Source organism: Sulfurimonas sp. ST-27 (genome assembly GCF_048081595.1).
In the GTDB taxonomy this organism is placed as follows: Bacteria; Campylobacterota; Campylobacteria; order Campylobacterales; family Sulfurimonadaceae; genus Sulfurimonas; species Sulfurimonas hydrogeniphila.
This window is the reverse complement of sequence record NZ_CP182226.1, coordinates 1907520-1930767: the sequence shown is the minus strand read 5'-3', so window position 1 is coordinate 1930767 and position 23248 is coordinate 1907520. Positions and strand designations below refer to the sequence as shown.

24 protein-coding genes are annotated in these 23248 nt (G+C 39.2%); 11 read left to right on the top strand and 13 right to left on the bottom strand.

Features of this window, described 5'->3' with window-relative positions:
* Positions 1-7: 7 nt before the first annotated feature.
* The 13 genes from ACM66U_RS10175 to ACM66U_RS10115 form a co-directional block, all read right to left on the bottom strand.
* The gene (locus ACM66U_RS10175; RefSeq protein ID WP_151899534.1) at positions 8-925 is read right to left on the bottom strand and encodes a DUF234 domain-containing protein; all 918 of its coding nucleotides are present in this window, start codon (positions 923-925) and stop codon (positions 8-10) included.
* A 180-nt stretch (positions 926-1105) separates the two neighbouring features.
* Complete coding sequence (locus ACM66U_RS10170; protein WP_418640689.1) at positions 1106-1300, bottom strand: hypothetical protein; 195 nt, start codon at positions 1298-1300, stop codon at positions 1106-1108.
* A 94-nt stretch (positions 1301-1394) separates the two neighbouring features.
* Entirely contained in the window at positions 1395-3146 is a 1752-nt protein-coding gene (locus ACM66U_RS10165; RefSeq protein ID WP_418640688.1) for a hypothetical protein, read from the bottom strand.
* Positions 3147-3158: 12 nt separating this feature from the next.
* On the bottom strand, positions 3159-3584 hold the full coding sequence (locus tag ACM66U_RS10160) for a hypothetical protein (protein WP_418640687.1): 426 nt from the start codon (positions 3582-3584) through the stop codon (positions 3159-3161).
* Positions 3574-4470 (bottom strand): SAF domain-containing protein, encoded by an 897-nt coding sequence (locus ACM66U_RS10155; RefSeq protein WP_418640686.1) that lies wholly within the window; start codon positions 4468-4470, stop codon positions 3574-3576. The genes ACM66U_RS10160 and ACM66U_RS10155 overlap by 11 nt, the downstream gene beginning before the upstream one ends.
* An 11-nt stretch (positions 4471-4481) precedes the next feature.
* Positions 4482-5318, bottom strand: a complete 837-nt coding sequence (locus ACM66U_RS10150) for a type II secretion system F family protein (protein ID WP_418640685.1) — start codon at positions 5316-5318, stop codon at positions 4482-4484.
* Positions 5315-6250, bottom strand: coding sequence for a type II secretion system F family protein (locus ACM66U_RS10145; protein ID WP_151899540.1), 936 nt, complete (start codon positions 6248-6250; stop codon positions 5315-5317). Before ACM66U_RS10145 ends, ACM66U_RS10150 begins: the two co-directional genes overlap by 4 nt.
* On the bottom strand, positions 6250-7815 hold the full coding sequence (locus tag ACM66U_RS10140; RefSeq protein WP_346389626.1) for a CpaF family protein: 1566 nt from the start codon (positions 7813-7815) through the stop codon (positions 6250-6252). Before ACM66U_RS10140 ends, ACM66U_RS10145 begins: the two co-directional genes overlap by 1 nt.
* Complete coding sequence (locus ACM66U_RS10135) at positions 7806-8999, bottom strand: AAA family ATPase (RefSeq protein WP_346389625.1); 1194 nt, start codon at positions 8997-8999, stop codon at positions 7806-7808. Before ACM66U_RS10135 ends, ACM66U_RS10140 begins: the two co-directional genes overlap by 10 nt.
* On the bottom strand, positions 8999-10891 hold the full coding sequence (locus tag ACM66U_RS10130; RefSeq protein ID WP_418640684.1) for a hypothetical protein: 1893 nt from the start codon (positions 10889-10891) through the stop codon (positions 8999-9001). The genes ACM66U_RS10135 and ACM66U_RS10130 overlap by 1 nt, the downstream gene beginning before the upstream one ends.
* Before the next feature lie 13 nt (positions 10892-10904).
* A complete protein-coding gene (locus tag ACM66U_RS10125; RefSeq protein ID WP_418640683.1) occupies positions 10905-11180 on the bottom strand; it encodes a hypothetical protein in 276 nt (91 codons plus the stop codon).
* Positions 11177-11578: a prepilin peptidase gene (locus tag ACM66U_RS10120; RefSeq protein WP_151899545.1), complete on the bottom strand. Its 402-nt coding sequence runs from the start codon at positions 11576-11578 to the stop codon at positions 11177-11179. The genes ACM66U_RS10125 and ACM66U_RS10120 overlap by 4 nt, the downstream gene beginning before the upstream one ends.
* Positions 11579-11768: 190 nt before the next feature.
* Entirely contained in the window at positions 11769-13037 is a 1269-nt protein-coding gene (locus ACM66U_RS10115) for a Y-family DNA polymerase (RefSeq protein ID WP_418640682.1), read from the bottom strand.
* Between the two features lie 101 nt (positions 13038-13138).
* Here ACM66U_RS10115 and ACM66U_RS10110 point away from each other — a divergent pair, with 101 nt between their 5' ends.
* From ACM66U_RS10110 to ACM66U_RS10060, 11 genes are all read left to right on the top strand, one after another.
* Positions 13139-13297, top strand: coding sequence for a hypothetical protein (locus ACM66U_RS10110; RefSeq protein WP_188110025.1), 159 nt, complete (start codon positions 13139-13141; stop codon positions 13295-13297).
* Positions 13298-13768: a hypothetical protein gene (locus ACM66U_RS10105; RefSeq protein WP_346389622.1), complete on the top strand. Its 471-nt coding sequence runs from the start codon at positions 13298-13300 to the stop codon at positions 13766-13768.
* Positions 13768-14658, top strand: a complete 891-nt coding sequence (nfo, locus tag ACM66U_RS10100) for a deoxyribonuclease IV (RefSeq protein ID WP_418640681.1) — start codon at positions 13768-13770, stop codon at positions 14656-14658. The genes ACM66U_RS10105 and nfo overlap by 1 nt, the downstream gene beginning before the upstream one ends.
* A gap of 94 nt (positions 14659-14752) precedes the next feature.
* Complete coding sequence (locus tag ACM66U_RS10095; protein WP_151899549.1) at positions 14753-16036, top strand: OmpP1/FadL family transporter; 1284 nt, start codon at positions 14753-14755, stop codon at positions 16034-16036.
* A gap of 8 nt (positions 16037-16044) precedes the next feature.
* Positions 16045-17781 (top strand): ATP-binding protein, encoded by a 1737-nt coding sequence (locus tag ACM66U_RS10090; RefSeq protein WP_346389620.1) that lies wholly within the window; start codon positions 16045-16047, stop codon positions 17779-17781.
* A 248-nt stretch (positions 17782-18029) separates the two neighbouring features.
* The gene (locus ACM66U_RS10085; RefSeq protein WP_151899551.1) at positions 18030-18419 is read left to right on the top strand and encodes an NAD(P)H-quinone oxidoreductase subunit 3; all 390 of its coding nucleotides are present in this window, start codon (positions 18030-18032) and stop codon (positions 18417-18419) included.
* Positions 18401-18910 carry a NuoB/complex I 20 kDa subunit family protein gene (locus tag ACM66U_RS10080; protein ID WP_151899552.1) on the top strand — a complete coding sequence of 170 codons (510 nt, stop codon included), beginning with the start codon at positions 18401-18403 and terminating at the stop codon, positions 18908-18910. Before ACM66U_RS10085 ends, ACM66U_RS10080 begins: the two co-directional genes overlap by 19 nt.
* Position 18911: 1 nt before the next feature.
* Positions 18912-19718, top strand: coding sequence for an NADH-quinone oxidoreductase subunit C (locus ACM66U_RS10075; protein ID WP_418640680.1), 807 nt, complete (start codon positions 18912-18914; stop codon positions 19716-19718).
* Between the two features lie 13 nt (positions 19719-19731).
* Positions 19732-20973: an NADH dehydrogenase (quinone) subunit D gene (gene nuoD / locus ACM66U_RS10070; RefSeq protein ID WP_151899554.1), complete on the top strand. Its 1242-nt coding sequence runs from the start codon at positions 19732-19734 to the stop codon at positions 20971-20973.
* Positions 20973-21197, top strand: coding sequence for an NADH-ubiquinone oxidoreductase subunit E family protein (locus ACM66U_RS10065; RefSeq protein WP_151899555.1), 225 nt, complete (start codon positions 20973-20975; stop codon positions 21195-21197). Before nuoD ends, ACM66U_RS10065 begins: the two co-directional genes overlap by 1 nt.
* A 9-nt stretch (positions 21198-21206) precedes the next feature.
* Positions 21207-23243 (top strand): FAD-dependent oxidoreductase, encoded by a 2037-nt coding sequence (locus ACM66U_RS10060; RefSeq protein ID WP_418640679.1) that lies wholly within the window; start codon positions 21207-21209, stop codon positions 23241-23243.
* The last annotated feature ends 5 nt before the right edge of the window (positions 23244-23248 follow it).

The window sequence follows — 23248 nt, the reverse complement described above, 5'->3', positions numbered from 1 at the left end:
ATACTTTTTACTTGAGAGAGCGTTTTTTAAGCAGTGCCTGAAAGTCCTCGCTGCTGTAAAGTGCCAGACCTGCACCACTGAGCTGGGTGAGTTCTTTGGAGAACCCCCGTTTTGAGAACAAAACGATTTGGGTCGGTTCAATCCCGAGTTTCTGGCATTTGTCCCGTATTTTATGCAGCTCTTTTTTGTTGATGATGTGGTTTGTCCATTTGCATTCTCCGACATAGATACGGCCGTTTTGTGTGATGGTCAGAATGTCTATTTCTATTTTTGCATCCCAGTAGCTGCCGCTGCTGCGTATATGTGCGTCACGAAGATGATAGTTCAGCAGGACTTCGGAGAGTTCTTCGTATACCAGGCTGGTATAACTGTTGTGGCGCAGGGTAAAATCTTTGAAAAAGGCATCATATTTCTGTGCCTCAATCTCTTTGATATGGGGTATGACAAAGTAAAACCAGAACCTGACAAAAGGGTGGGTAAAAAGGACTTTGTGTGATATGCGGTGGCGTGCCTCTTCTCTTTTTAGCTTTGTGTTTGGATATTTGTCTCTAGGATGCTCTTCCCGTGAATATTCCAGTTGAATCAGTCCTTTTTCCTGCAAAAAATTGAGTGCTGCTCCGCCGTTGGCATTGTTGAGTCCGGCTTTGTTAAAGGCAGAAAAGATACGTCTGTCTCCTGTTGCAAGGGCTTTGAGAAGTTTACGGTTGAGGGTATTGTTGAGAGTGAGTTCTCTCATCTGTGCATCTATAGCTTCAAAATTGTCCAATACAAGCAGCCGGAGTAATTCTTCAATAGGCTTTGTCGTGTCAATTTCCCAGTCAAGTCCGCCAAATACTGCGAAGTAGGAGATCTGCGTCTCCATATCATCTGGGTAGTTTTTAAAATAAAAAGAGCGAAACTGCTCAAGAAGTTTTACATTTGTCATATGTTAATTGTAACATATTTTAGACTACATGTATTATTTAAGTTATAACTGTGAGGTTTGTAAACGGCTTTTCGGAACCCGTACTTTCTATGCTAAAGCATGACTTAGAAAAAAACTAAATTTTTTTCTGTAGTGCGGGCTTTGTGGTGTTGAAAACTAAAACTCAGATTCCGAAACTTATTATGGTGCAGTTGTTGCTGCAGTTGCTGCATTAATAGAGTTATTTGCATCAGTTTGTATTTTTGTTGATGCACCTTTCATAAATGTATTTACTCCAGCAACCAAACCAACACCGACGATTACTAATAAAAGAGCAACTAAAACACCGCTCATACCTTTTTGTGACTTAATGCGTTTGAATAGATTTTTGATCATATTCTCTCCTTCTTTGTGATAAAGTTGTGATAAGTATATCACTTTTATATAAGAAAAGCAAATAATATTTACTTAAACCAATTATTAACCTAGCTTATAGTGTTTTTGTGTATTTTTGTGAAATCCATACACTTGCATTTACATCTTTACATGTACGGTAACAGTCCTGTTTTACTTTTAACCAGCTTGCACCGTTGACTGTTTTGGAGATGTCTGATGTAAACTTATGCCCTTCTTTCCAAACATTGACACGCTTTCCATTCACAGGTTTTTCTCTGAGAAATATCTTTTTCGCATTGACAGCATAGGTTTGCAGAGAAGGTTTTGTCTCTTTTTTTACTGCTGTTTCTTTTTTCTTTGGCATTGTCATTGTAAGTTCATGTGTCTTTTGTGCTGCTTTTTGTGTTTTTTGTGCTATCTTCTGTTGTGTCTGTTGTTTGGCATTCTCTTCCGGTGGAGTTTGCAGACTTTCTCCTTCATCTATTATAATCGGAGCGGGAAATGAAATATGTGATACTTCTGATGGTGCCGTTTCTGTAGTGTTTTGCTCTGTATCGGGAATTTTTTTCGGAGTGTCAGTCACCTTTGCATGAAAAACAGTACTTTGCGCTTTAAAATTTTTGTAAAAGTCAGTGTCATCTATCTCTTCATTGGCATCCACAATCTCAGGGACAAGTAAAAAGATCAAATCAGTTGTGTTTAAATTTTCAACTTTATGCTTGAAAAGCTCGCCCAGTAAAGGAATATCTCCAAACAAAGGGATTTTTTCTTCACTTTTGGAATTTTCACTGTGCAGGCGACCACCCAGGGCTATAACCTGCTCAGATTTTACAACCACATTAGTCTGAATGTTTTTACTGATAAAAGAGGGAATGGAGATGCCGGTTCCAAGAGCAACATTATTGGCAGGGTTAGGGTCTATGGCACTGTCTTGAATATCTACATTGATGTGCATATAGCCCTCTGTCTGCATAAATTTGCTTGTGAGTGTAAGTTTGAGACCATACTCTTTTTCTGTCACCTGAATGGTGGGTGCCGTTCCTGTGTTTTGTATAATACCTGTCGGGATATAAAGCTCCCCGCCTACGCGAAAGGTTGCATTTTTGTCTTCTGTTGTAATGAGCACCGTGTCATCAAGTATATTGGCAACCCCTTTTGTCTGTAAAAAATTGAGTGTAGCAAGAACGGATTTTCCGGTTGCTGTTGTAAAATTTCCCAGGTTGTCAAGTAAAAAACCGCTGAATGTTGCAGAGTTTGCAGCACCCGCATTGGCTGTTGCATTGACATATTTGTTGAAAAATCCCAGTCCGGTAACACCACCCAAATCTTTTGCTCTTTGGTTGTCTACGGCAATGAGGTAGAGTTTTGTACGAATCATTTTGTTGACTCTGCGTGTTTTTGTCAAATCCATCAGTTTGTCTGTATCTACACCGCCTTTTTTCAAAATCTCATAAATTCTTTTTTTGTCATGCGGATCTTTAAATACACCGGTGATGACGGCAGAGTCGTTACCGACCATGCTGAGTGAAAGATTCGGTTCAATAATATTGATCATTTTTTGAATATAGCCGAGATTCTCATTCACATAGACATGATAATTTTCTATGGAGTTGTCCCTGTAAATGATAAGAATAGAGGTGTTGCCTGTTTTTTTACCAAATATTTTAAGCAAACTTCCTTTTGCCGTACTCTCCAAAAGAGAAACGTTAATATTTTCTCTGTTACCGACAATGAGTTTTTTGATCTTTTTTTGCAAGGGTAGGACCTGGTACTCATTGTTAAAGACAAGAATGTCGTTTGCAAAAAGATGCAGACAGATTCCAAGATATAGTAGTATTTTTTTCATTTTTTCCCCTTTTTATTGGCAGGTGCCGGTGATTGATATGTTTTGATCATGATACGAATAGGTTTGCATCTGTGTACTTAAGGTTTTGTTTTTAAAATAGGGACCGTTATGGGTATATTTTATGGTTACAATGACCTGACCAGGCAAGGTTGCATCGGCCGGAGCAGAAAAGCTTATGGTTGTTCCTTTTGGACACAGTCTGCTTCCTACTTCTGTATCGAGTGTTGCATTGAGAGTATTGCTTCTGAGATCCTGTTCGCTGTCAAGTACGGTAGAGGTCTGATTGGCTATGAGTTTGAGTTTGTAATCCTCTTGCATTACACTCCAGTAGTCTGTCATCAGTGTTATGATAAATGCCAAAGTAGGTAGAACAACAAGCAGCATCGCCATGATTTGACCCATACCGAAGGCATTGCGAAAATTGTGTTTAGTTTTCATAGGATATTTTCACTCTTTGTACATGTTTTTTTCTCTGTTTTTTAAACATTTTTTTGTCTACAAGGAGAAGTTCTTTTTGTTTTTGCAGCTTGACGTTGATCTCTTTGGGTGTTTTTATCATCCATAACTGCCCTCCGTAGTTGTGAAGATTATAGACTCGCTTACTGTTAAGCGCCTGTGTTTTATAATAATACGCCAAAAAGTTTTTAATCTCTTTTGGTGCCATTTGGAATATGACAGTATCTGCCTTGGTAAGCATTTGCTTTTCATTGTAACTGAGAAGTTTTGTCTGTCTGTTCCCGTTGATGACAAAGGTATCTATCTTTACATGTAAAGCGACATATTTTGTATAAAAGCGATCTGGAGTTTTTTTGTTTGCAGAAGGAATGGCACAGGCTATATCTACAAAATCTCCCGAACGCAGAGATGTGTCCTGGTTTCTAAAAAGAGAGAGTGCGACTGAGAGTGTGTCTTTGGTGACCTGCTGTGGTGCTTCTGTCTTTTGAGGCTGTACCTGTTTTTCTTTTTTCTTTTGCTTTTTCGCCTCTGCTTCCTGCTCGGTTTTTGGCGGTATCGCAACAATCTTTTCAGGACGAATAGGCTCACCTTTGTAGATATCTACATTGGCATATCGGCCTATAATTTCTGTATCTGTCAAAGGAGTAAAGCTGATATAGCTTTTGGCAAGATTTGCTTTTTTAAGTGAATCTGCATTAATAACATCCCCTTTGTGTATGTTTTTTGCCGCAACAAAAACTTCAACTTCTGCTTCCTTGTGCTCTTTTGTCTTTCCCTGTTTGAGGTATAGAAGCAGTGCTACGGAGGAGCTAAAAAGCACCAGTCCGACCATTATTCCCATGATTATTCTTGTTTTTCTGTTTTTCATATTACTCCCTTTTAAAATCCCGGCATTAAGGCATCTGCTGCCATTGGAAATGCTATCATTGCGATGACTGCCGGTAAGATGAATATAAACATGACCAGCGTAATGCCTATATTCATCGTTGCGGCTTTTTTCTCTATGTTTAGCATTTCCATTGATTTAAGCTCCTGCGCCTGATTCTCAAATATAGATTTGACACCGATTCCTGTTTCCTCAGAAAGTCGCATAAATCCGACAATAGTGGCAATTGCATCACTTCCCGTACGGTTGACAAGATTTGTAAACGCTACATCGCTTGAGTATGTTATAAACTCGTTTTTAAACTTTTTAGACTCACTTAAGAGGTCTGGACCTAAAACACTTGCACCTTCTGTAGTTACTTTGTCTATGGCATTGTTGAGTCCTCCGCCCCCTTCAAGAATGATAATCAGCAAATCTATAAAGATAGGCAAATCATTTTCTATTCTTTTGATTCTTGCCTTTATCTGTTCTTCAACATATATATAGGGCATAAATATTGCTATGGCAACACCTGACACAACTAAAAAAAGCTCAGTTAAAAAACTAAAATCCATAATAAAAATCAGCGATATCAAAGAGATGCCTGCCAAAATACTTGCAAATACTATTTCATTAAACTGTTTGCGTGTAAGTCCCGCTCTTTGAAGCTTTAATTTAAATTCTGCTTTTTTTGCACTGAAATTGTCAGTGATAATTATGTCATCTTCTTTGGCAAAAATGGCGCTTAAAAGTCTCCTGTGCTTATAATGCACATAAGCATACAAAGAGAGGAAAAAAGCGATAATGCCAAGAGAGATGAAAAGAGTAATGTATGAGAACAGTTCTGTCATTTGTGTACCCTTGTCAATACTTTATTGATCATTATGCCGGTAAATACCCAAAGAGCAATACCCAAAAGCTGAAATCTTCCGTATTGGGATTCCATAAAGTACTGATGCAGTTTCCCGTCAAAGTTCCCATTCAGCGAAAAGTATAAAAAGATGGTAATTAAAACAACGACATATGAGCCTACACTGCTTTCTCTTGTAACAACATCTACTTTTTCCTGCATTTTTTCTCTGTAGCTGATCGTTTTTTCAACCTTTTCCAAAGTATTTGAAAATTGTCCACCGCTCGCGCGCCCTATTTTAATCGCCAAGGCAAAGATACGGAGTTCTTTGGAATGGATAAACTGGTTTAAATTGTTAAAAGCCTCCATCTCTCCGATAGTATTTTTTTCCTGGAAAAATTTTGCAAATATGTCACGAAAAAGCTTGGACCCTGAAACTGAAACTGACTTGCTTAGTGCCTGTTCAAACCCAATACCGTTTTTCATCATTTTTACAAGCACTGAAATGGCAACGGCAAGTGCTTTGTTGAATTTCTTTTTTCTGTTGTCTATAATGGCACGTAAAATCATGTAGAAGATGAATGAACCAAAGGGGATACCTATAAGATACCCGCTCCAGTGGCGTAGAAAAAGTGCAAAGAGAGATCCTGCCAGGAGAGAAAATGCGAAAAAAACAAGAACAAAAATGTAGGGAGAAAAATGAAATCCTGCCTGAAGCATCAGAGCGTTTATTTTGTTTTTCAGCGTATTTTTGCTTTCTAAATGTTTTTCCCGTAAAATGTCATCTTCATCCACATCCACAAGTGATATGACATGCTTGATGTAATTAATGTGTTTTGTCCGTTTGTACTCTGCCAAGAGAATATAGCCAAGTGCAGTAGCACTGCTTGTGATGACAAAGATAAGTAATATGTCTATTTGTAATTCAGTCATTATTTTAGGTTCGGCCATCTTTCTAATATGCTTTTGCTTGAGATATAGGAGGATTGTATAATCTCAGACATATAGTTTGTTTTCCATCCGCACATTCTTTTTGGATGAAACTCCTTAAGCTCATTTGTAAGCATCTCTTTGCTGACAACATAATCATTGTCAAAGATACGACTCTCCATTGTGACACCGTTTTGCATCATCTTTAATATAGCACGCGAAGAACCTGAAATTGCTTTGAAATTTCCGCTTGAATCCATCGGATTGTCACTGTTGGCATTGCGTTGAAATTCAAACAGGTCCAGCATGGAAACGACACCGTTTTCTTCTATGCGTCTTTCAGGTTCAGATATTTTGACGATGCGTCTTGTTCCATCGGGAAAACGGACGATTTGTATTATCAAATCAACAGCAGAGATAATTTGTGAGCGTACAAAGGTCATATTTGCCGTAGGACGTGCTTCTAGGAACATATTTTCAATTCTTACAATTGCCTCTTTTGTATCATCCGCATGAATTGTTGTCATAGAACCAGGATGTCCCGTGTTCATGGCATTGAGCATCGTGACAATTTCTGGACCTCTGCACTCCCCGACAATAATACGTCGTGGACTTGAACGCAAAGCCGTACGTAACAGGCTCTCAATCGTGATCGCTCCTGCACCCTCTTCGTTTGGCGGACGTGCCTCAAAGGAGCGAATCGCATGGCAGGGCATTTGCGGTTTCATCTCTTTTGTATCTTCTATGGTGAGCAGCTGGTCGCCCTCGTCTATAAAACGGGTAATGGCATTTAAAAAAGTTGTTTTTCCGCTTGATGTACCGCCGGAGACAACAATGTTAAGTTTGCCTCGTATGGCTTTTATGAGAAAATATGCCATTTTCAAATCAATCATATTTGAGTCTATCAAGGTTTCAAAAAGCAGAGGAATCTCGCGAAATTTTCTCACAGTGACATAGGAGCCGGGATTGCCGTCGCTGTCAAGGTTTGCAGAAACAGGCGGTATTTGTATCTCTATACGTGAGCCGTCGGGCAGTTTTGCAGAGGCAATAGGGTGTGACTCATCGATTTTTCTGTTTGAAGCCATGAGCATTCTGTTAATAAAACGGCGCAAATCTTCTTCATTCCTGAATTTAAACGGTGTTGCTATAGTCTGGCCGTTGTAAATAACATCAATATAATCTTTTGTGTTGACTAAAATATCATTGAGCCCTTGCCCTGCAAGACGCATAATCGTTGAAATCGGACCGTAGTTGAGCAGATTGTCTATAACAAAGTCGGCTATTTCCGTTTTAAGGGCAGGTTTTGGCAAAGTAAACTCAGATATATGTTTGATGACAACTTCCCGTATCATTTTTTCTGTAAGTTTTCCGTTAATATTAAGTTTTTCGACAAAAGCATCATATATAGAACAGGCAAGCTGAAAATACTCTTCATTTCTGTAAATCAGCGGGAAACAAAACTCAGAACAGAGGTTCTCTTCAATATGTACAGTTGAGGCAGTACTCTTGATCTGTACATTCTCTTCAGTGCTATTGTGCCGTTCTTTGATTTTTTCTTTTAGAGCCATCGTTTCACCTTGGACCAGAAAGAGTGTTCGCCTTTGTGGGCATTTTCATACAAAGAAGCATCATGAATAAAAAAGTTTTCTCCAAACTCTTTGAGCTTTAGCATAAAAGGCGAATCCGGGTATTCGTCGCAGACAAGTTGCGCTTCATTCCAGCACTCTCGTAAATGAACAGCATCATTCGGCAAGGCAAAAGCAATTTCAAAGTTGTGTTTTAGGCCTTTTGAGAGTATCTTTCTTGCCTCCTCCTGGGTAACACTTCCAAAAGAGTCTGAACGGTTGGCTATGATGTGTGTTTTGGAATACCATCCGCTTTTGTCAATGATATCTATATATGTTTTTAAAATAGACATGGAAGGAATGGAAAATTCGGTAATGACAAAAATATTGTCTGCGATCTCTTGAATATCTATCTCTAAATCGACATCTTCAAAAACCCCGACATCTATAATGATAAAGTCAAATTTTTCTTTGATAAACATGATAAAGTTTAAAAACATCTGTATGTTTTCAGGTTTTTCCAGCTCTTCTCTGTCAGTATGTTTTTGTACACCCGGGACAAAATAGAGGTTGTCATTCAGTTTTTCCAAACCGTTTTCAAAGAGTTCCTGCATATCCAGATTTTGCACACTAGATATGTCAACTATGGTTTTTTTGGGCTGCGGATAATTAAAAAACAGGTTAGAAACAGCTTTTGTGTAGGCAAAATCAAGATATAAAACATTTTTGTCTGGATGGTCCTGTGCCAGTGTTTTTGCAAGATTCATAGAAATTGTTGTTGTTCCAACTCCACCGCTGATACCTGTAAATACAGATATGTTACTGTTTCCGCGTCTTTGTTTTATAATGCTTTGTGACTTGATGATGAGGTTTGTGATAAGTCCCGAATTGGCTTCTTCTTCACTGAGGTATACATCTACACCGATTTTTCCTGCCAGCAGAGAAAATTTTGTATCATTCTTGCCTATAACAATCATATAAATATTATTGTTAAAGTGTATCTCTTCAATCTTTTCGATATCTTCAAGATTTTCAACTCTGTAAAGCAGTACCACATCGCGGTTTTTGCTAACAGCATAAAAACTGATAAAATCATTGATGGAGTTAAAGTTTTTGACATCGGTAAATTCGTCTTTTAGATCATTGTAGCACTCTTTGTCGACTTTTGATACATAGGCTATTATCATTAATGCATTCCTCCGTTTTGACTGTTACTGTTTTGGCTGTTGTCTTGGTTGTTGTTTTGATCATTTCTGTTCTGACTGCCTCGTGAGACTTTAATGATTTCAAACTCTGTTGTTGTTCCTGGAGTTGTTGCGTTAATATCTTCAATGTCTATTTTTTTCAGATGGAGAATAAGTCCTTTGTGTACTTTTTCTTTGTATTCGACAACGCTATAATCATTCTTGTCCAATAGATTGTCAAGTTGCGTATCATAATCGGCTCCATTGGAAGAGTGTCCCGATAAAATACTCACAATATTTGTAAAGGTGTCAATTATTCTTCCAAACAAACCTTTCTTTTGTCTGCCTTGATTGCGCTTACACCAGTCCAGCCAATCTTCAGTAGATACGTGAATAGTATATTCTGTTTGTGTAGAATAATTAAACGGATTGAGATATAAACAATGGTCATGATAAGTTTCGGATGTTCTTGAGAGTAGGTTATAATCAGATACAGCCGAATCATCTGCACATCTCTTGCGTGTTTTCCCACCATCCAATGTTGTGTCCGTTGGAATTCCCTGTGTAAATGTCTGATATGATGAACGCCAGCCAAAGATTCCTTTTTCATCTTTTACTTTACAGGACTGTACCTCTGTACCATAGACACTTTCAATGCCTAAAAGTTTAAAATACTCAAAGCCTTTGACTATGCCGTTTTGTACCTGCATAAAAGTCAAAGGCATATGATTTGTAAAATCAAAGTTTACACTGACAGTTTCTGTGAGTGTTTTTGAGTTCTCCCCAAAGAAAAAGCGAAACATGGATTTTGCCATGAATATCATCGGTTTAAAAACTTCTCCGAGAATACCTACTCTTCCTGTTTGCGGATCAATTTTAGGCTGTACATAATTGGTATTGTCGAGTTTGCTTGCCAGTGTCAGCAGGGTTGTTTCTGTATCCTCTAAAACAGAGTCTGACTGTATGCTGGATTTGTTAGAATTTTCACCCAGCAGACTGGCACCGTTTCCAAAAAAAGGCATCCATTGCGTCATCCCGAAAAAGTTTTGGAATTTACATGTCAGACTGTCCGGATTGAAGGTAAAAAAGATGCCGTCACAGCCTGTTGTATCATTTATCATTAGGGCATTATAATCAAGCAAAGAGGGCTGTTTTGTAGAAAAAGCCTGATTGATACTGTTCGTATCGATAGCAGATTCTTTTTTTATACGGTAGTCTTGTTGCAGACCAAAAATAATGTTTGCCATATATCGGTTTCTGGATTCTATTTCATTTTGCGTTAAAGCATCTACTATTGTTGTATCGTTTTGCGGAGAAAAATAAGTTTTGATCAGTTGTACCATATAACCAAAAAAAGTTCTTGGTTTTTCATTGTTATAATCATTTGTATTGTCATCCTGGTAATATTTGCCGTCTCGAAAAACATCCAAAGCATAAAAAGCATCATCATGGTCAGGATCATAGTTTTGTGCGGAATCAAAAGGAATTCTATATTCACCAGTAGGCAAAATTTGTCCCATGGCATCTTTTTGCAGTTGGGGATTAGCTAAAGTTCCATCATTAATCAAAAACGGTTTTTGCCCTGAACAGCCTTCTTCCGGTAGCCCGCCGTCTTTACATGTAAAGACATTTTCTATTGTAAGTTTTACATTTGCGGCAGTTGCAATATTTGTAAAATTGGACTGGTCCTGTGCGGCATCTGAAAATTTTCCCCAAAAATTGTTGATTTTAAAATTTTGCGTATTGATTTTGACATTCTGGTACATAATCTTGTCACCATAGTCATTTTGCACGTCCTCTTCTTCATACGGTGTCTGCAACGTCACATTTGTTGTTGTCTTTGCCGAGAGTACCAGCGTCAGTACAAACAGACTTACAAGTATGATTTTTCTCATTTTTTCCCCTTTTTTAGTTTTCATCTATGTTGTTTAACACCATAATATTATGAATGTATTGACTCACTTTTTCATTTAACTGCGCATCAGTGAGACTTCTGTTTGCATCATAAAGCTCCTGCTTCTTTTGGCAGGCTGCAATAATTAGACGCTCCTGCGTATGCTGCAAATTTTCCAACTGGTTGACTTTGTGGAGGTTGTCACTCTCACCGCCCATAAACCAGATAAACCAAAACAGCAGAATAATTGCCAGGAACAATGGTACCAGTGCTGCAGAACCTCTTCTCATAATTTTCCTATTGTATAACTCAGTATTGCGGCAATGCTCATAGCCGGAGCAAAGCCATAGCTTTTCTTTTTCAGAGCAGCTAAAATCACAAGATGTATCAGCCCTGAAAATATGATAAAATACCCAACCTGTGACAAACCTACAAAAAGGGCACAAAAGGCACCAAATCGTAAATCACCGCCGCCAAAAGCCATATTTAAAATAACAGGGATGATAAATATGACAAGTACAATCAAGACCGCATATAAATCATACACAGACAGGTCTGCATCCCACCATTTTAAAATAACCAACACTGCAAATGCCGGAAGTATAATTCTGTCCGGAATAACTCTTTTTTTACTGTCAATATAAGAGAGAACAGAAGCAATAACTATAAAATAAACAAATATAATCATCACATTCCCTACACTCTTTTTTGATATTTTTGTGATATTTGAGCTATTGTATGGAAGAGAAGCTTAAATTAATTTGAAGTATGTGAAAAACAATGAATTTTAGTACAAAATAAGAAAAAATAATGATAATTGTTACTTTTCGAAGTAGTTTTTGTTTTTTTAAATATAAGTTTAGATTATGATGTTGATTTTAGAGTTCACTTGCAAATCTGAGGGCATCCATACCGTACTTTTCACGCAGTTTTTGTGTTTTACATGTAAGCGTATACATTTTTCTTTCTTCTTCAAAGCCTAAAAGTGAGAGCTCTTTTTTTGAATCCCTCGTAAAGCTTGAGCAGTTGATACTCAAACGAACGACACAAAGACGCTTGTGAATGTCAGCCGCATGAAAAAGAGAAATGCATAAGGCATCAAACTTTTTTTCGGTAAATATTTCTGCCTGAGAGATGTTTTTGTGAGATTTTTGATGCATTTCATAGGCAATACCCAAATGAAAAACAGTGGGAATTACCTGAAGTTTTATAATGGCAAAGCTGAGATGTCTGGCAAGAATGTGAACCCGTCTGAGCAGTTCTGCTCTGTCATAGAGCGGATCAAAAGTTCTGGATATTCCGATGGATTTTCTTTGATGGGTCGTTTTAATCTGCGCATCACTTTCTCCGTTGACACGTTTATAGAGCTCTTTTGCATACGGTCCCCATGACTCCAGAGTTCCCCGTCTTTTTCGCAGTTCTCCGAGTGTTTTGATTTGTGCACTGTGCAGTTTGTTTTTCATACTTTTGCCTATGCCTGCGAAATCTTCTACTTTGATGGGGTTGACAAATCCGTCAAATTCGTATTTTGTAATCGTTTTGCATCCAAAAGGTTTGGCATAGCCTGTTGCAAGTTTTGCGATGTAGCGTGTGGATGCGGCACCGATGGAGACAGGAAGCTGGAGCTCTTTTTTGATTTTATGGCGCAAGCTGTCTATAAACTGTGGTATATCTTCATCATCTATCCATCCGCTTACATCTCCGTAAAATTCGTCAATAGATGCCTGCTCGACAAGCGGAATTTTGCGTGCTAGAAAGTCATGGAGTCTGTGAGAAAGCTCCTGGTACAAAGACATATTTGGTGCTTTGATGATGAGATGCGGACAGAGTTGCAGAGCCTGTCGAATACTCATGGCGGTTTTGATGCCATAGGCACGGGCTTCATAACTTGAAGTTGTGAGAATACCGCGGATACGTCCGTCTTCGTCCTGAAAACTTTTGAGATCATCCCCGTTTTCATAGGCTTTATAAAAAGTCGGTACAAACGAACCGGAATTTTCAAAATTGACTCTCTGGTTCTTTGCGTCTTTGGTAAATATTTTTGTATCGCTTCTTCCGCCGATGGCAACAGGTTTGTGTTCCAAAGAAGGCTCAAGTATACGAGCTGCACTGACAAAAAAGCAGTCGATGTCAATATGGATTTTCATAATTTAATATTAGCAGAGAAAAAAGAAATCTTTTAAAAGTATTGCAAATTGACAAAAATATATTATAATTTCATCAAATTATTTTAATAAGGAAAGCGGATATGGCACAGGTACCCGAAGATATAGGATGTGAAAATAAAGAGTGTATAGCAAAAGACGAGTGTAAAAGACAGGTGATAGCAAAAAACGGTACAGCACGAGAAATCAGAGAATTCGGCGGCACTGCAACAAAAAAGTGCGGTAAGTTTTTAGAAAAATAGATGAGATATTTTTTAGCGGTTTTTATACTTCTTCTCTTTGGGGGATGCAGTATAAAAAACTATGAACATACAAAGGCAAAAATAGTCATTATAAAATCTCCAAGACTAAAGTTTTCTGACATAGGCTATATACGGCACAGCAAAGATGCGATAGAACTGGAACTTTTTGTTGCGGGGCATGTGCTTCAGCGCATTCATATAAATCATCTGATCTGTGTGAATGAGGGATGTATGAGCAAAAGCAGTTTTAATCAAGAGTATTTGTCTGGTGTTTATCCTCCTTCTTTGCTGCAAAACGTAATATTGGGGAAAGAAATATATGACGGTAAAAACAGCTTAAAAAAAGATAACGGATTTATACAAAATATAAAAACTTCAGATGTAGATATAAAATATAGGGTAAACTCCCGAGAAATTTATTTTAAAGACAAAAAAAACCATATACTCATTAAAATTAAGGAACCAAACTGATGACAGGCCATAAATATGTAGGCGCACATGTAAGTGCAAGCGGCGGTGTGTACAATGCACCGCTTAATGCCAAAGCCATAGGTGCAAAAGCCTTTGCCCTTTTTACAAAAAACCAAAGACAGTGGGTTGCAAAACCTCTTGACAATGAGACGATACAAAAGTTTAAAACTGCCTTAGAGGAGAGCGGAATTTTACCAAAACATGTACTGCCGCATGACAGTTATTTGATAAATCTGGGGCACCCCGAAGCTGATAAACTTGAAAAATCACGCGTGGCTTTTATAGATGAACTGGAGCGCTGTGATGCTTTGGGACTAGACAAACTGAACTTTCACCCCGGCAGCCATTTGGCAAAACTTACCAAAAAACAAAAAGAAGACAAGGCCCTTTTAGAGGAAATCGAAAACAAATGTCTGGATGTGATAGCCGAGTCCATCAATCTGGCACTTGATAAAACAAAAAATGTCAAAGCAGTCATAGAAAATACGGCAGGGCAGGGCAGTAACCTTGGATATAAGTTTGAACATCTGGCATATATCATAGACAAGGTAGAAGACAAATCAAGAATCGGTGTCTGTATAGATACCTGTCATATGTTTACTGCGGGTTATGATATACGCACGCGTGAAGCCTATGAGAGAACATGGAATGCATTTGGTGAGATTGTCGGCTTTGAGTATCTGAGCGGGATGCATCTGAATGATTCAAAACCGCCTTTGGGGAGCAGAGTGGACAGACATCACTCACTGGGCAAGGGTGAAATCGGACTGGATGCGTTTAGATTCATCATGAACGATGAACGTATGGATGATATACCGCTTATCCTGGAAACGATAGATGAAACGATATGGGCTGAGGAGATAGCACTTTTATACTCGTTCCAGCTCTAAACCCGTACTTCAGTGCGGGCTTTGTGTCTTTTATAGATATTTGAGGAAAAATAAGATAGTATTGTCCGCAGAAAATATCAAAAAGAGAAAAAATATGAAAAAAACAGTGTTTATGTCATTGATGGCAAGTTCAATAATAATGGCGGGCGGATATAAAATTCCGGAAACTTCTACAAACTCAGTTGCTCTTGGGGGAGCAAATATTGCCCATACAAAAAATGCCGATGCTGCATATGACAATCCGGCAAATATGGTTTTTATGGATGATGCACAACATGCAGAAGTGGATTTGATGTATGTAGGGTTAAGCTCTACAAACTTTAAGGGAACTTACGCAAAAACACTTACAGGCGCAGAAGAACTCAATTCGGAAAAACAGACTTTTATTCTTCCTTCACTCCATTATGTCTCTCCAAAACTTGGTCAAAACGGTGTGCGTGTCGGTTTGAGTATCACTGTGCCTGCCGGACTGAGCAGACAATGGGAAGAGGGTTCTGCCAAACTTGTTTCTCAGGAGTTTACATTAAAGATTGTAGAAGTGAGCCCAAGTGTTGCGTATAAAATTACAAACACCCTGGCATTGGCATTTGGTTTTAGAGCGGTGCATACAAGCGGGGTTGTAAAAAGCAGTGAAAGCGCAATTGTCAATGCATCTCCTTTGGCAACATCCTATATCAGCCGTGATCTTGAAGGAAGCTCTTTGGATTTCGGGTATAATCTCGCCCTGGCATACCACCCGACAAAAGCACTGGAACTGGCTGCCACATACCGTTCGAATGTAAATTTGACGGTAGAAGGAAGCGCGAGACTCTCATCAACGGCTGCATTGGGAGGAGCCATTCCTGCAGGTTCATATAACGGTGAGGCAAGTGTGAGTATTCCTCTCCCTGCAACATTGATGCTTGCCGGAGCTTATACATTTGAGAAGACAAAAACAACAGTAGAAGTTGTTTATGAAAAAGCATACTGGTCTGCCTATAAATCTCTTGATTTTGAGTATGACGGATCACTTACAAACCCGGTTTTGATTGCTGCCTTTGATAATCCCAAACCTAAAAACTGGAAAGATACAAACACATTTCGTTTGGGTATTACGCAGGAGTTGGACAAGGTAACTTTACGGGCAGGTGCGATTTATGATGAAACTCCAACGCCGGAGTCTACACTCAATTTTGAATCACCGGGAAGCAATGCATACTCTTTTTCATTTGGCGGACGTTATCAAATAAATGATAGTATGGATATAGGCTTGTCAGCATTGTACTCCATAAAAAAAGACAGAACAATTTCTGGAACGACGAATATAAACGGACTGGACGGTACATTCAGCAACTCTAGAGCGCTGCTTGTTTCAGCCGGTTTAGGGTATAAATTTTAAGGAAATAATTGAAAACACTAGTTAACTTTTTAAACGAAAAAGAGATTGAAAAATCGGAGATATTTATCCATCTAAAATGCAGTATCAATGAAGCAAAGATACTGCAGTATATTGCGCACAGGTATATGAAAGGACAGGATGATGTACTTGTCCTAGATTTGCTGCAGGATTTGTACAAAAGTGAAAACTATGAACATTTGGTACATTTAAGAGAACTGAAAAGTCTGCTTGAACTCGGTTGGCTGCATCAGCAAAGCTTTACTCCTGTAAAAATAGCGGATGTGACACCGCTTGAACTTTTAAACACTGCAGTAGGGCTCACACCTGCTTTTTTAAAACTCTTACAAGACGGCACGCTGGATTTGGATTTGCCTGAAGTAAAGCCCTACTCTGACCATCTTGAGTACCTGCAGGATCAGTTTTTTCGGATTGAACTCTATCAGAAAATGAGTGTGATACGCCAAAATGTCCATGAGCACTCCCTTGGGATAGACAGATTGCAAAACAAACTCAAACTGCTTGAAAAGCGCATTGAAGAGCGGGTCAAACAGAGTTCTGAAAATCTTGTTTTGGACAAATTTTTCAAACAGAAGAAAATGAGCAACTATGAGCAGGTGATTTTTATTGCACTGCTTCGTGAAGAGTACGGATCAACTGACTCTTCACTGAGGGAAATGAATACGTTGATAGATTTGATTTCGCTTGATGAGTATGAACGTATTAAAAACCGTTCATTGTTAGAAGAGGGTTCAAACCTTTTAAGCAATGGGATTATAGATTATGAAGAGATGCTCAATCCTTTTGGCGGAATCAGCCGTTCTTTCTATATAGTAGATGATGTGCTGCAAAGAATTATTCATCCGCAAAAAACAAAAAAAGTAACACGCTTAAAACTGAATGCTTTGGTAGAAGAACAGGATATTTTTGAACTGGTAGAGCCTGAGACTTCTTTGGATGATGTCGTGCTTAATTCCAAAACAAAAGAGACGCTTGAAAACCTGATGAAACAGGTAGATAAAGAGGTTGTGAGCCGCCTTGTAAAATGGGGTATCAAAGATAAAAAAAGCGGTATAGATGCCAGAATAATTTTTTACGGACCTGCAGGAACCGGAAAAACAATGACGGCATACTCCCTGGCAAAATCACTCAAACGCCAGGTTTTGGCTTTTGACTGTTCCAAGATCCTTTCTATGTATGTAGGAGAGAGTGAAAAAAATGTCCGTAAAATATTCGATACTTTTTATGAACTGAGCGAAAAAACAAAAACAGAACCTATACTGTTACTCAATGAAGCAGACCAGTTCCTGGGTGCAAGAAGCAGCGGTAATATCACAGGCTCGGATCAGATGCACAACCAGATGCAAAATATCTTTTTGGAACAGATTGAAAATTTCAGAGGAATGCTCATAGCAACGACAAACCTGCTTGAAAATATCGATAAAGCCTTTTCCAGAAGATTTAATTATAAAATCGAGTTTAAAAAACCGGACAAAGAACAACGGGTACAGCTTTGGAAGAAAATGTTACCAAAAGAAGCACCTTATGAGGACAACTTCAATGTTGCAGCGCTTGCAGAATATTCTCTTACCGGTGGACAGATTAGTCTCATAATCAAAAACACAGCCTATAAAGTCGCTGTACGGGAGAATCCGCTCTTTACGCTTGATGACTTTATTGATGAAATCAAGCGTGAAAAAGATGCGAACTTTGACAGTGAGAAATCTATGGGATTTTTAAACAAATAATTTTAAAGCTTCTTTTAAACTAACAAAATATTTACTCGTATCAGTGTTGCGATAAGTGACATTTGGTATGAGTTATCTTCCACAAAACTTTTTTTTAATATTCATTTTGCTATAGTGCAGTAACTGTTTTTTCTAGTAACAAATGAAAATAGGTTTGCAACAAAAACCGTTTTTCATCGTTAGAAAACAAATATAAAAATCAGTTATATTTTTAATAAATATAACTTTTAAAATAAAAGGTAGGTTATATGGAGCATATAGTGACTTCAAATCCGTATTTTGGGGTATTTGTACTTTTTGTTATAACATTTGGTGCGTTTATTACAACGACTGTCGTCGCCCGATTGGCGAGTCGTGCATTGGCACGTAAAGACAGTGAAAAAATCAAACTTTCAGTGTATGAATGTGGACCGGAAATTACTAAGCAGCCAAACAGGGTGTCACCGCAGTTTTATCTGTTTGCATTGCTTTTTTTGCTTTTTGATGTGGAAATAGTATTTATGTTCCCTTGGGCAGTAGATTTTAAAGTGCTTGGTTGGTTCGGTTTTGCTGAAATGATAATGTTTATATTGTTATTGGCAATAGGTTTTGTATATGCATGGAAAAAAGGAGCGCTGGAATGGCACAACATAAAGTAAATTATACACAGGACGGTGGTTTACCGATAGCACTGACAAGCGTGGATAAAATTGTAAACTGGGGACGTTCTAATTCTCTATGGGCACTAACATACGGTCTTGCATGTTGCGGTATTGAAATGATGGCATCAGGTGCTTCACGATTTGACTTTGACCGTTACGGAACAATTTTCCGTGCGAGCCCCCGTCAGGCGGATGTTATGATAGTTGCCGGTACACTTACCAAAAAGCATGCAGAGTTCATCAAACGTCTGTATGACCAGATGACCGAACCGAGATGGGTAATATCAATGGGTTCATGTGCAAATACAGGCGGAATGTTCAATACCTATGCGACAGTGCAGGGATGTGACAGAATTATTCCGGTTGATCTGTATCTTCCCGGTTGCGCACCGCGTCCGGAAACACTGCAGTACGGTGTAATGTTGTTACAAAAGAAAATTCGTGCAAACAAAGCAGGCAATGCACAAAAAGCTAAAAGGTTAATGTAATATGAGAGCGTATAAACCTAAAGACAATGTACAGGCAAAGGCATACTATACAGACAGATTTTATGTAGCGCCGCAGGTACCGAAAACAGCGGTAGAAGAAGATGCGGTTTTTGCTGCAGATTTAGAGGCGATTCAAGCAAAATTTGAAGTGAAAGAGGCCTATATTCAAGTGGAACAAATGGTCGTATACATCAATGCGCATGATATTTACGGTGTGCTTGAATTGATGCGCGATGAGTTGGAATATACACAGCTTTCAGAAATGTCTGCTATTGACTGGCTGGCAAAAGATGATACATTCGAAATTTTTTATCAGATGCTTTCCATGACAAAACGCAAACGTATCCGTGTGAAATATTTCATTAAAAACGGAGAGGCTGTTGACAGTGTTGAAAAGCTTTTCAGAAGTGCTGACTGGAGTGAACGTGAAATGTTTGATATGTTTGGCATTGAAGCGAACAACCATCCGTTTATGAAAAGAATTTTAATGCCGTATGACTGGGAAGGCTACCCTCTTTTAAAAACATATCCTCTTGAAGGGGATGAATTTGCAGCATGGTATGAAGTAGATAAAATCTATGGAAAAGAAGCACGTGACATCATAGGCCCTGAACTTCGCGATACTGCAAGAGTGGACAGATATGATTCTGAGCGTTTTGCACGTCTTGGACATGAAGTTCCAAAGGGTACAAAAATTACCGGTGACGAGCCGGCAGTTACGCATTCGTATCAGGAAGAAGGCGGCGTTTTCCTCATCAAAAAACTTGATAAAGAGTCATCAGTAGTTATTGATGATCCGCAAAGATAAGGTGGTATAAAATATGGCACAGGTAAAAAACAGATTAACACCGTTTTTTGAAAATATAACATTTGACAGAGATGACAATGAACTGATATTAAACTTTGGTCCGCAGCATCCGTCTGCTCACGGGCAATTACGTTTAATGCTGCATCTGCAACAGGAACAGATTGTAAAAGCACATCCTGATATCGGGTATTTGCACCGCGGTATGGAAAAAATGGCTGAAAACATGATCTATAACGAGTTTATGCCGACGACAGACCGCATGGACTATATTGCATCATCTTCAAACAACTACGGATTTGCTCTGGCTGTTGAAAAACTTATCGGGCTTGAAGTCCCTCGCCGTGCAAAAGTTATCCGTATGCTGCTTTTGGAAATCAACCGTCTGATGTCTCACCTTTTCTGGCTGGCGACGACGGCACTTGACATCGGCGCTATGACGGTTTTTCTTTTTGCTTTCCGTGAAAGAGAATACCTGATGGATATTATTGAAGGCTATTGTGGTGCACGTTTGACACATGCAGCAATTCGTATAGGTGGAGTCCCTCTCGATCTGCAGGATGGATTTTTACACCAGCTCAGAGTATTTTTAAATAAACTGCCGCAGAATATCAAAGATTATGAAGACCTTTTGGACTCTAACCGTATTTGGCTGATGAGAATGGAAGAGGTGGGAGTGATTTCTACAGAGATGGCACTTTCATGGGGCTGTACGGGTCCAATGCTCAGAGCTTCTGGTGTTGCATGGGATATTCGTAAAGAAGAGCCGTATGAACTTTATGATGAAGTGGAGTTTGATGTTCCTTTTTCAGACAAAGGTGACAACTTTGCCCGCTACCGTATTTATATGGAAGAGATGCGTCAAAGTGCGAAGATTCTGTATCAATGTATAGAAATGTATGAAAAATGCGAAAAAGACGGTCAGACTGACTTGATGGCACATGCACCGAAGTATATTTCGGCACCGAAAATCGACATAATGACACAAAACTACTCATTAATGCAGCATTTCGTTCTTGTAACACAGGGAATGAGACCGCCGGTCGGTGAAGTGTATGTTCCGACAGAATCACCAAAAGGTGAGCTTGGATTCTACATCAATTCCCAAGGCGGTCCGTATCCGTACAGACTGAAACTGCGTGCGCCTTCATTCTGGCATACAGGAATCTTAACCGACCTTTTACCGGGTCACTATATTCCGGATGTTGTATCAATAATCGGTACAACGAACATAGTTTTCGGGGAGGTTGACAGATAATGAAACGATATGATTTAAGACATTTAAAAGATAATTTTGAACCTCGTATGAAAGAGATTTTAGAAGAAAAACACAAACCGACGGAGACGTTGATATTTCTTTTTGAAATAGGAGATTTTTCTCCGATCCAAAGAAGTGCTGATTTGGTAAAAGAGTGTGGGTATGAACTGTATAACTCATTAAAATTTAACGAAGTCGACTGGACTATCGTAGTGAAAAAATAGGGATTGAATGTGAGCAAAGTATATTTTTCTACTTGGAATGGTGAGCTTGTTAACAATATCGGCAAACCACAAGAAGAGTGGGAAGAGTCAGCTTATAACTTACCGGCACAATATGATGATCACCGTGATTCAAAAGCTTTTATCGGCTGGGACGGTGTTTCGTTGTTTCATGAGGATGTGGATGTTATTCGTTTAGCGATGGAATATGCTGCACAGTATCAAGTCTATTCAGAAGCATGCGGAAGATGTGCTCCTGGAAGTTGGGGTGGTCGTATTTTATATGACCAGCTTGATAAAATTGCTCGTGGTGAAGGTGAATTGGCTGATTTGGACCACTTAAAAGAGATTGGTAAAAGTATGCAGATAACATCCAAGTGTGAGATTGGAAAAACTGTTCCAAATCCTATTTTGGACTTAATGACGCATTTCGAAGATACATTTCTGGAGTGTATCAATGAAAAGAAAAAATCAAAACATTATGATGAAAAAATCGGCTATATAGCAAAAATAACAGCACCGTGTACGGATGCCTGTCCTGCGCATGTTGATATACCCGGATATATTGAAGGTGTCAGAGACTTGCGTTTTGACGATTCCCTGGAAGCAACACGCCAGACAATGCCGCTTGCACATACCTGTGGACGTGTCTGTCCGCATCCGTGTGAAGATGCCTGTCGAAGAACCAATCTTGATGAGCCAATCTCTATTATGGCACTCAAACGCCTTGGTGCAGACTGGGAAACAGACCATGAATATGAGTTTTTTCACCCGATGGAGAAGAAGCCGCCGATTGACAAAAAAGTTGCTGTTATCGGTGCAGGTCCTGCGGGACTGACGACTGCGTATTATCTTGCTGCAGAAGGCATAAAAGTCGATGTATATGAGGATCTCCCTGTTTTAGGCGGTGAAGTGGCTGTGGGTGTTCCTGAGTACCGTATGCCGGTTGACAAATACAATCAGGATATAGAATGTGTCCGCGATATGGGTGTGAACTTTATCACAAATTCGAGAATCGGTGCCGACGATATGCGCAGATTTGAAAAAGAGTATGATGCAACGATGGTGGCCGTAGGGACAAGGATCTCCAAAAAAGTCCGTTGTGAAAATGAAAGACCAGAGATTAAGGGTTACTGGGGCGCTATTGATTTTCTTGACCGTGTGAATCTGTATGAAAAATACGGCATCACCATTCCTAAAGAGGTGCAGGAAGAGAATTTGCTTACTACAGACTATGTGGACCTGACAGGCAAAACCGTGGTCTGCGTGGGCGGCGGATTTACTTCAATGGATGTTGTGCGTTGTGCAATTCGGGCCAATGCCAAAAAAGTCTATATGATATACCGTCGTGATGAAAAAACCATTATACGCAATACAACCTATGAAGAGTACCATGAAGCGGTTGAAGAGGGTGTCGAGTTTCTTTTTCACTCCGCTGTAAACAAAATTACGACAGATGAAAATGACATTTTACGAGAACTTCTGATTGACAAGTTTGAGCTTGTTCCTGATCCAAACGGCGGACGTGCACAGCTTGTAAAAATAGAGGGTGAATCCTATACCATTGAAGCAGACTATCTGATTCCTGCTGTTTCTCAGTCGGCTGATTTGGATTTACTGCCTGAAGAGTGGGACATTGAGATGACTTCATGGGCGACTATTAAGACAAACGGCAAAGACTATATGACATCACGCAAAGGTATTTTTGCCGCAGGTGACTGTGAATACGGTCCTATGACGATTGTCAATGCGGTCGGTCAAGCCAAACGTGCGGCTTCTGTTATGGCCCGATATGTACAGACCGGTGAAGTGAGCTTGACTGATGATGAGATTATGGAAGATCATCTTGTTAAACTGAAAGTTTATGATAAAAAAGAGAAAGTTACCGGCTGGTTGCCGGGTCTTCCTCGTGAGCACTCTTCTGTTTTGGATGTTGAAGTGAGAAAGCATAATAATGCGGAAGTAAATCTTGGTTTCACACAGGAACAGGCTTTAAGTGAAGCTGAGAGATGTATGCGTTGTTATTATATAGCAATGGTACAGGCATAAGGGGA

Excerpts from the sequence above, each read along its gene's own strand:
- ACM66U_RS10145 (WP_151899540.1), bottom strand. The coding sequence starts at position 6,250 with ATGACTGAATTACAAATAGACATATTACTTATCTTTGTCATCACAAGC.
- ACM66U_RS10080 (WP_151899552.1), top strand. The coding sequence starts at position 18,401 with ATGGCACAACATAAAGTAAATTATACACAGGACGGTGGTTTACCGATA.
- ACM66U_RS10160 (WP_418640687.1), bottom strand. The coding sequence starts at position 3,584 with ATGAAAACTAAACACAATTTTCGCAATGCCTTCGGTATGGGTCAAATC.
- ACM66U_RS10125 (WP_418640683.1), bottom strand. The coding sequence starts at position 11,180 with ATGAGAAGAGGTTCTGCAGCACTGGTACCATTGTTCCTGGCAATTATT.
- ACM66U_RS10120 (WP_151899545.1), bottom strand. The coding sequence starts at position 11,578 with ATGATTATATTTGTTTATTTTATAGTTATTGCTTCTGTTCTCTCTTAT.
- ACM66U_RS10075 (WP_418640680.1), top strand. The coding sequence starts at position 18,912 with ATGAGAGCGTATAAACCTAAAGACAATGTACAGGCAAAGGCATACTAT.
- ACM66U_RS10175 (WP_151899534.1), bottom strand. The coding sequence starts at position 925 with ATGACAAATGTAAAACTTCTTGAGCAGTTTCGCTCTTTTTATTTTAAA.
- ACM66U_RS10170 (WP_418640689.1), bottom strand. The coding sequence starts at position 1,300 with ATGATCAAAAATCTATTCAAACGCATTAAGTCACAAAAAGGTATGAGC.
- nuoD (WP_151899554.1), top strand. The coding sequence starts at position 19,732 with ATGGCACAGGTAAAAAACAGATTAACACCGTTTTTTGAAAATATAACA.
- ACM66U_RS10165 (WP_418640688.1), bottom strand. The coding sequence starts at position 3,146 with ATGAAAAAAATACTACTATATCTTGGAATCTGTCTGCATCTTTTTGCA.
- ACM66U_RS10140 (WP_346389626.1), bottom strand. The coding sequence starts at position 7,815 with ATGGCTCTAAAAGAAAAAATCAAAGAACGGCACAATAGCACTGAAGAG.
- ACM66U_RS10110 (WP_188110025.1), top strand. The coding sequence starts at position 13,139 with ATGGCACAGGTACCCGAAGATATAGGATGTGAAAATAAAGAGTGTATA.
- ACM66U_RS10115 (WP_418640682.1), bottom strand. The coding sequence starts at position 13,037 with ATGAAAATCCATATTGACATCGACTGCTTTTTTGTCAGTGCAGCTCGT.
- ACM66U_RS10155 (WP_418640686.1), bottom strand. The coding sequence starts at position 4,470 with ATGAAAAACAGAAAAACAAGAATAATCATGGGAATAATGGTCGGACTG.
- ACM66U_RS10135 (WP_346389625.1), bottom strand. The coding sequence starts at position 8,999 with ATGATAATAGCCTATGTATCAAAAGTCGACAAAGAGTGCTACAATGAT.
- ACM66U_RS10130 (WP_418640684.1), bottom strand. The coding sequence starts at position 10,891 with ATGAGAAAAATCATACTTGTAAGTCTGTTTGTACTGACGCTGGTACTC.
- ACM66U_RS10065 (WP_151899555.1), top strand. The coding sequence starts at position 20,973 with ATGAAACGATATGATTTAAGACATTTAAAAGATAATTTTGAACCTCGT.
- nfo (WP_418640681.1), top strand. The coding sequence starts at position 13,768 with ATGACAGGCCATAAATATGTAGGCGCACATGTAAGTGCAAGCGGCGGT.
- ACM66U_RS10095 (WP_151899549.1), top strand. The coding sequence starts at position 14,753 with ATGAAAAAAACAGTGTTTATGTCATTGATGGCAAGTTCAATAATAATG.
- ACM66U_RS10150 (WP_418640685.1), bottom strand. The coding sequence starts at position 5,318 with ATGACAGAACTGTTCTCATACATTACTCTTTTCATCTCTCTTGGCATT.
- ACM66U_RS10085 (WP_151899551.1), top strand. The coding sequence starts at position 18,030 with ATGGAGCATATAGTGACTTCAAATCCGTATTTTGGGGTATTTGTACTT.
- ACM66U_RS10105 (WP_346389622.1), top strand. The coding sequence starts at position 13,298 with ATGAGATATTTTTTAGCGGTTTTTATACTTCTTCTCTTTGGGGGATGC.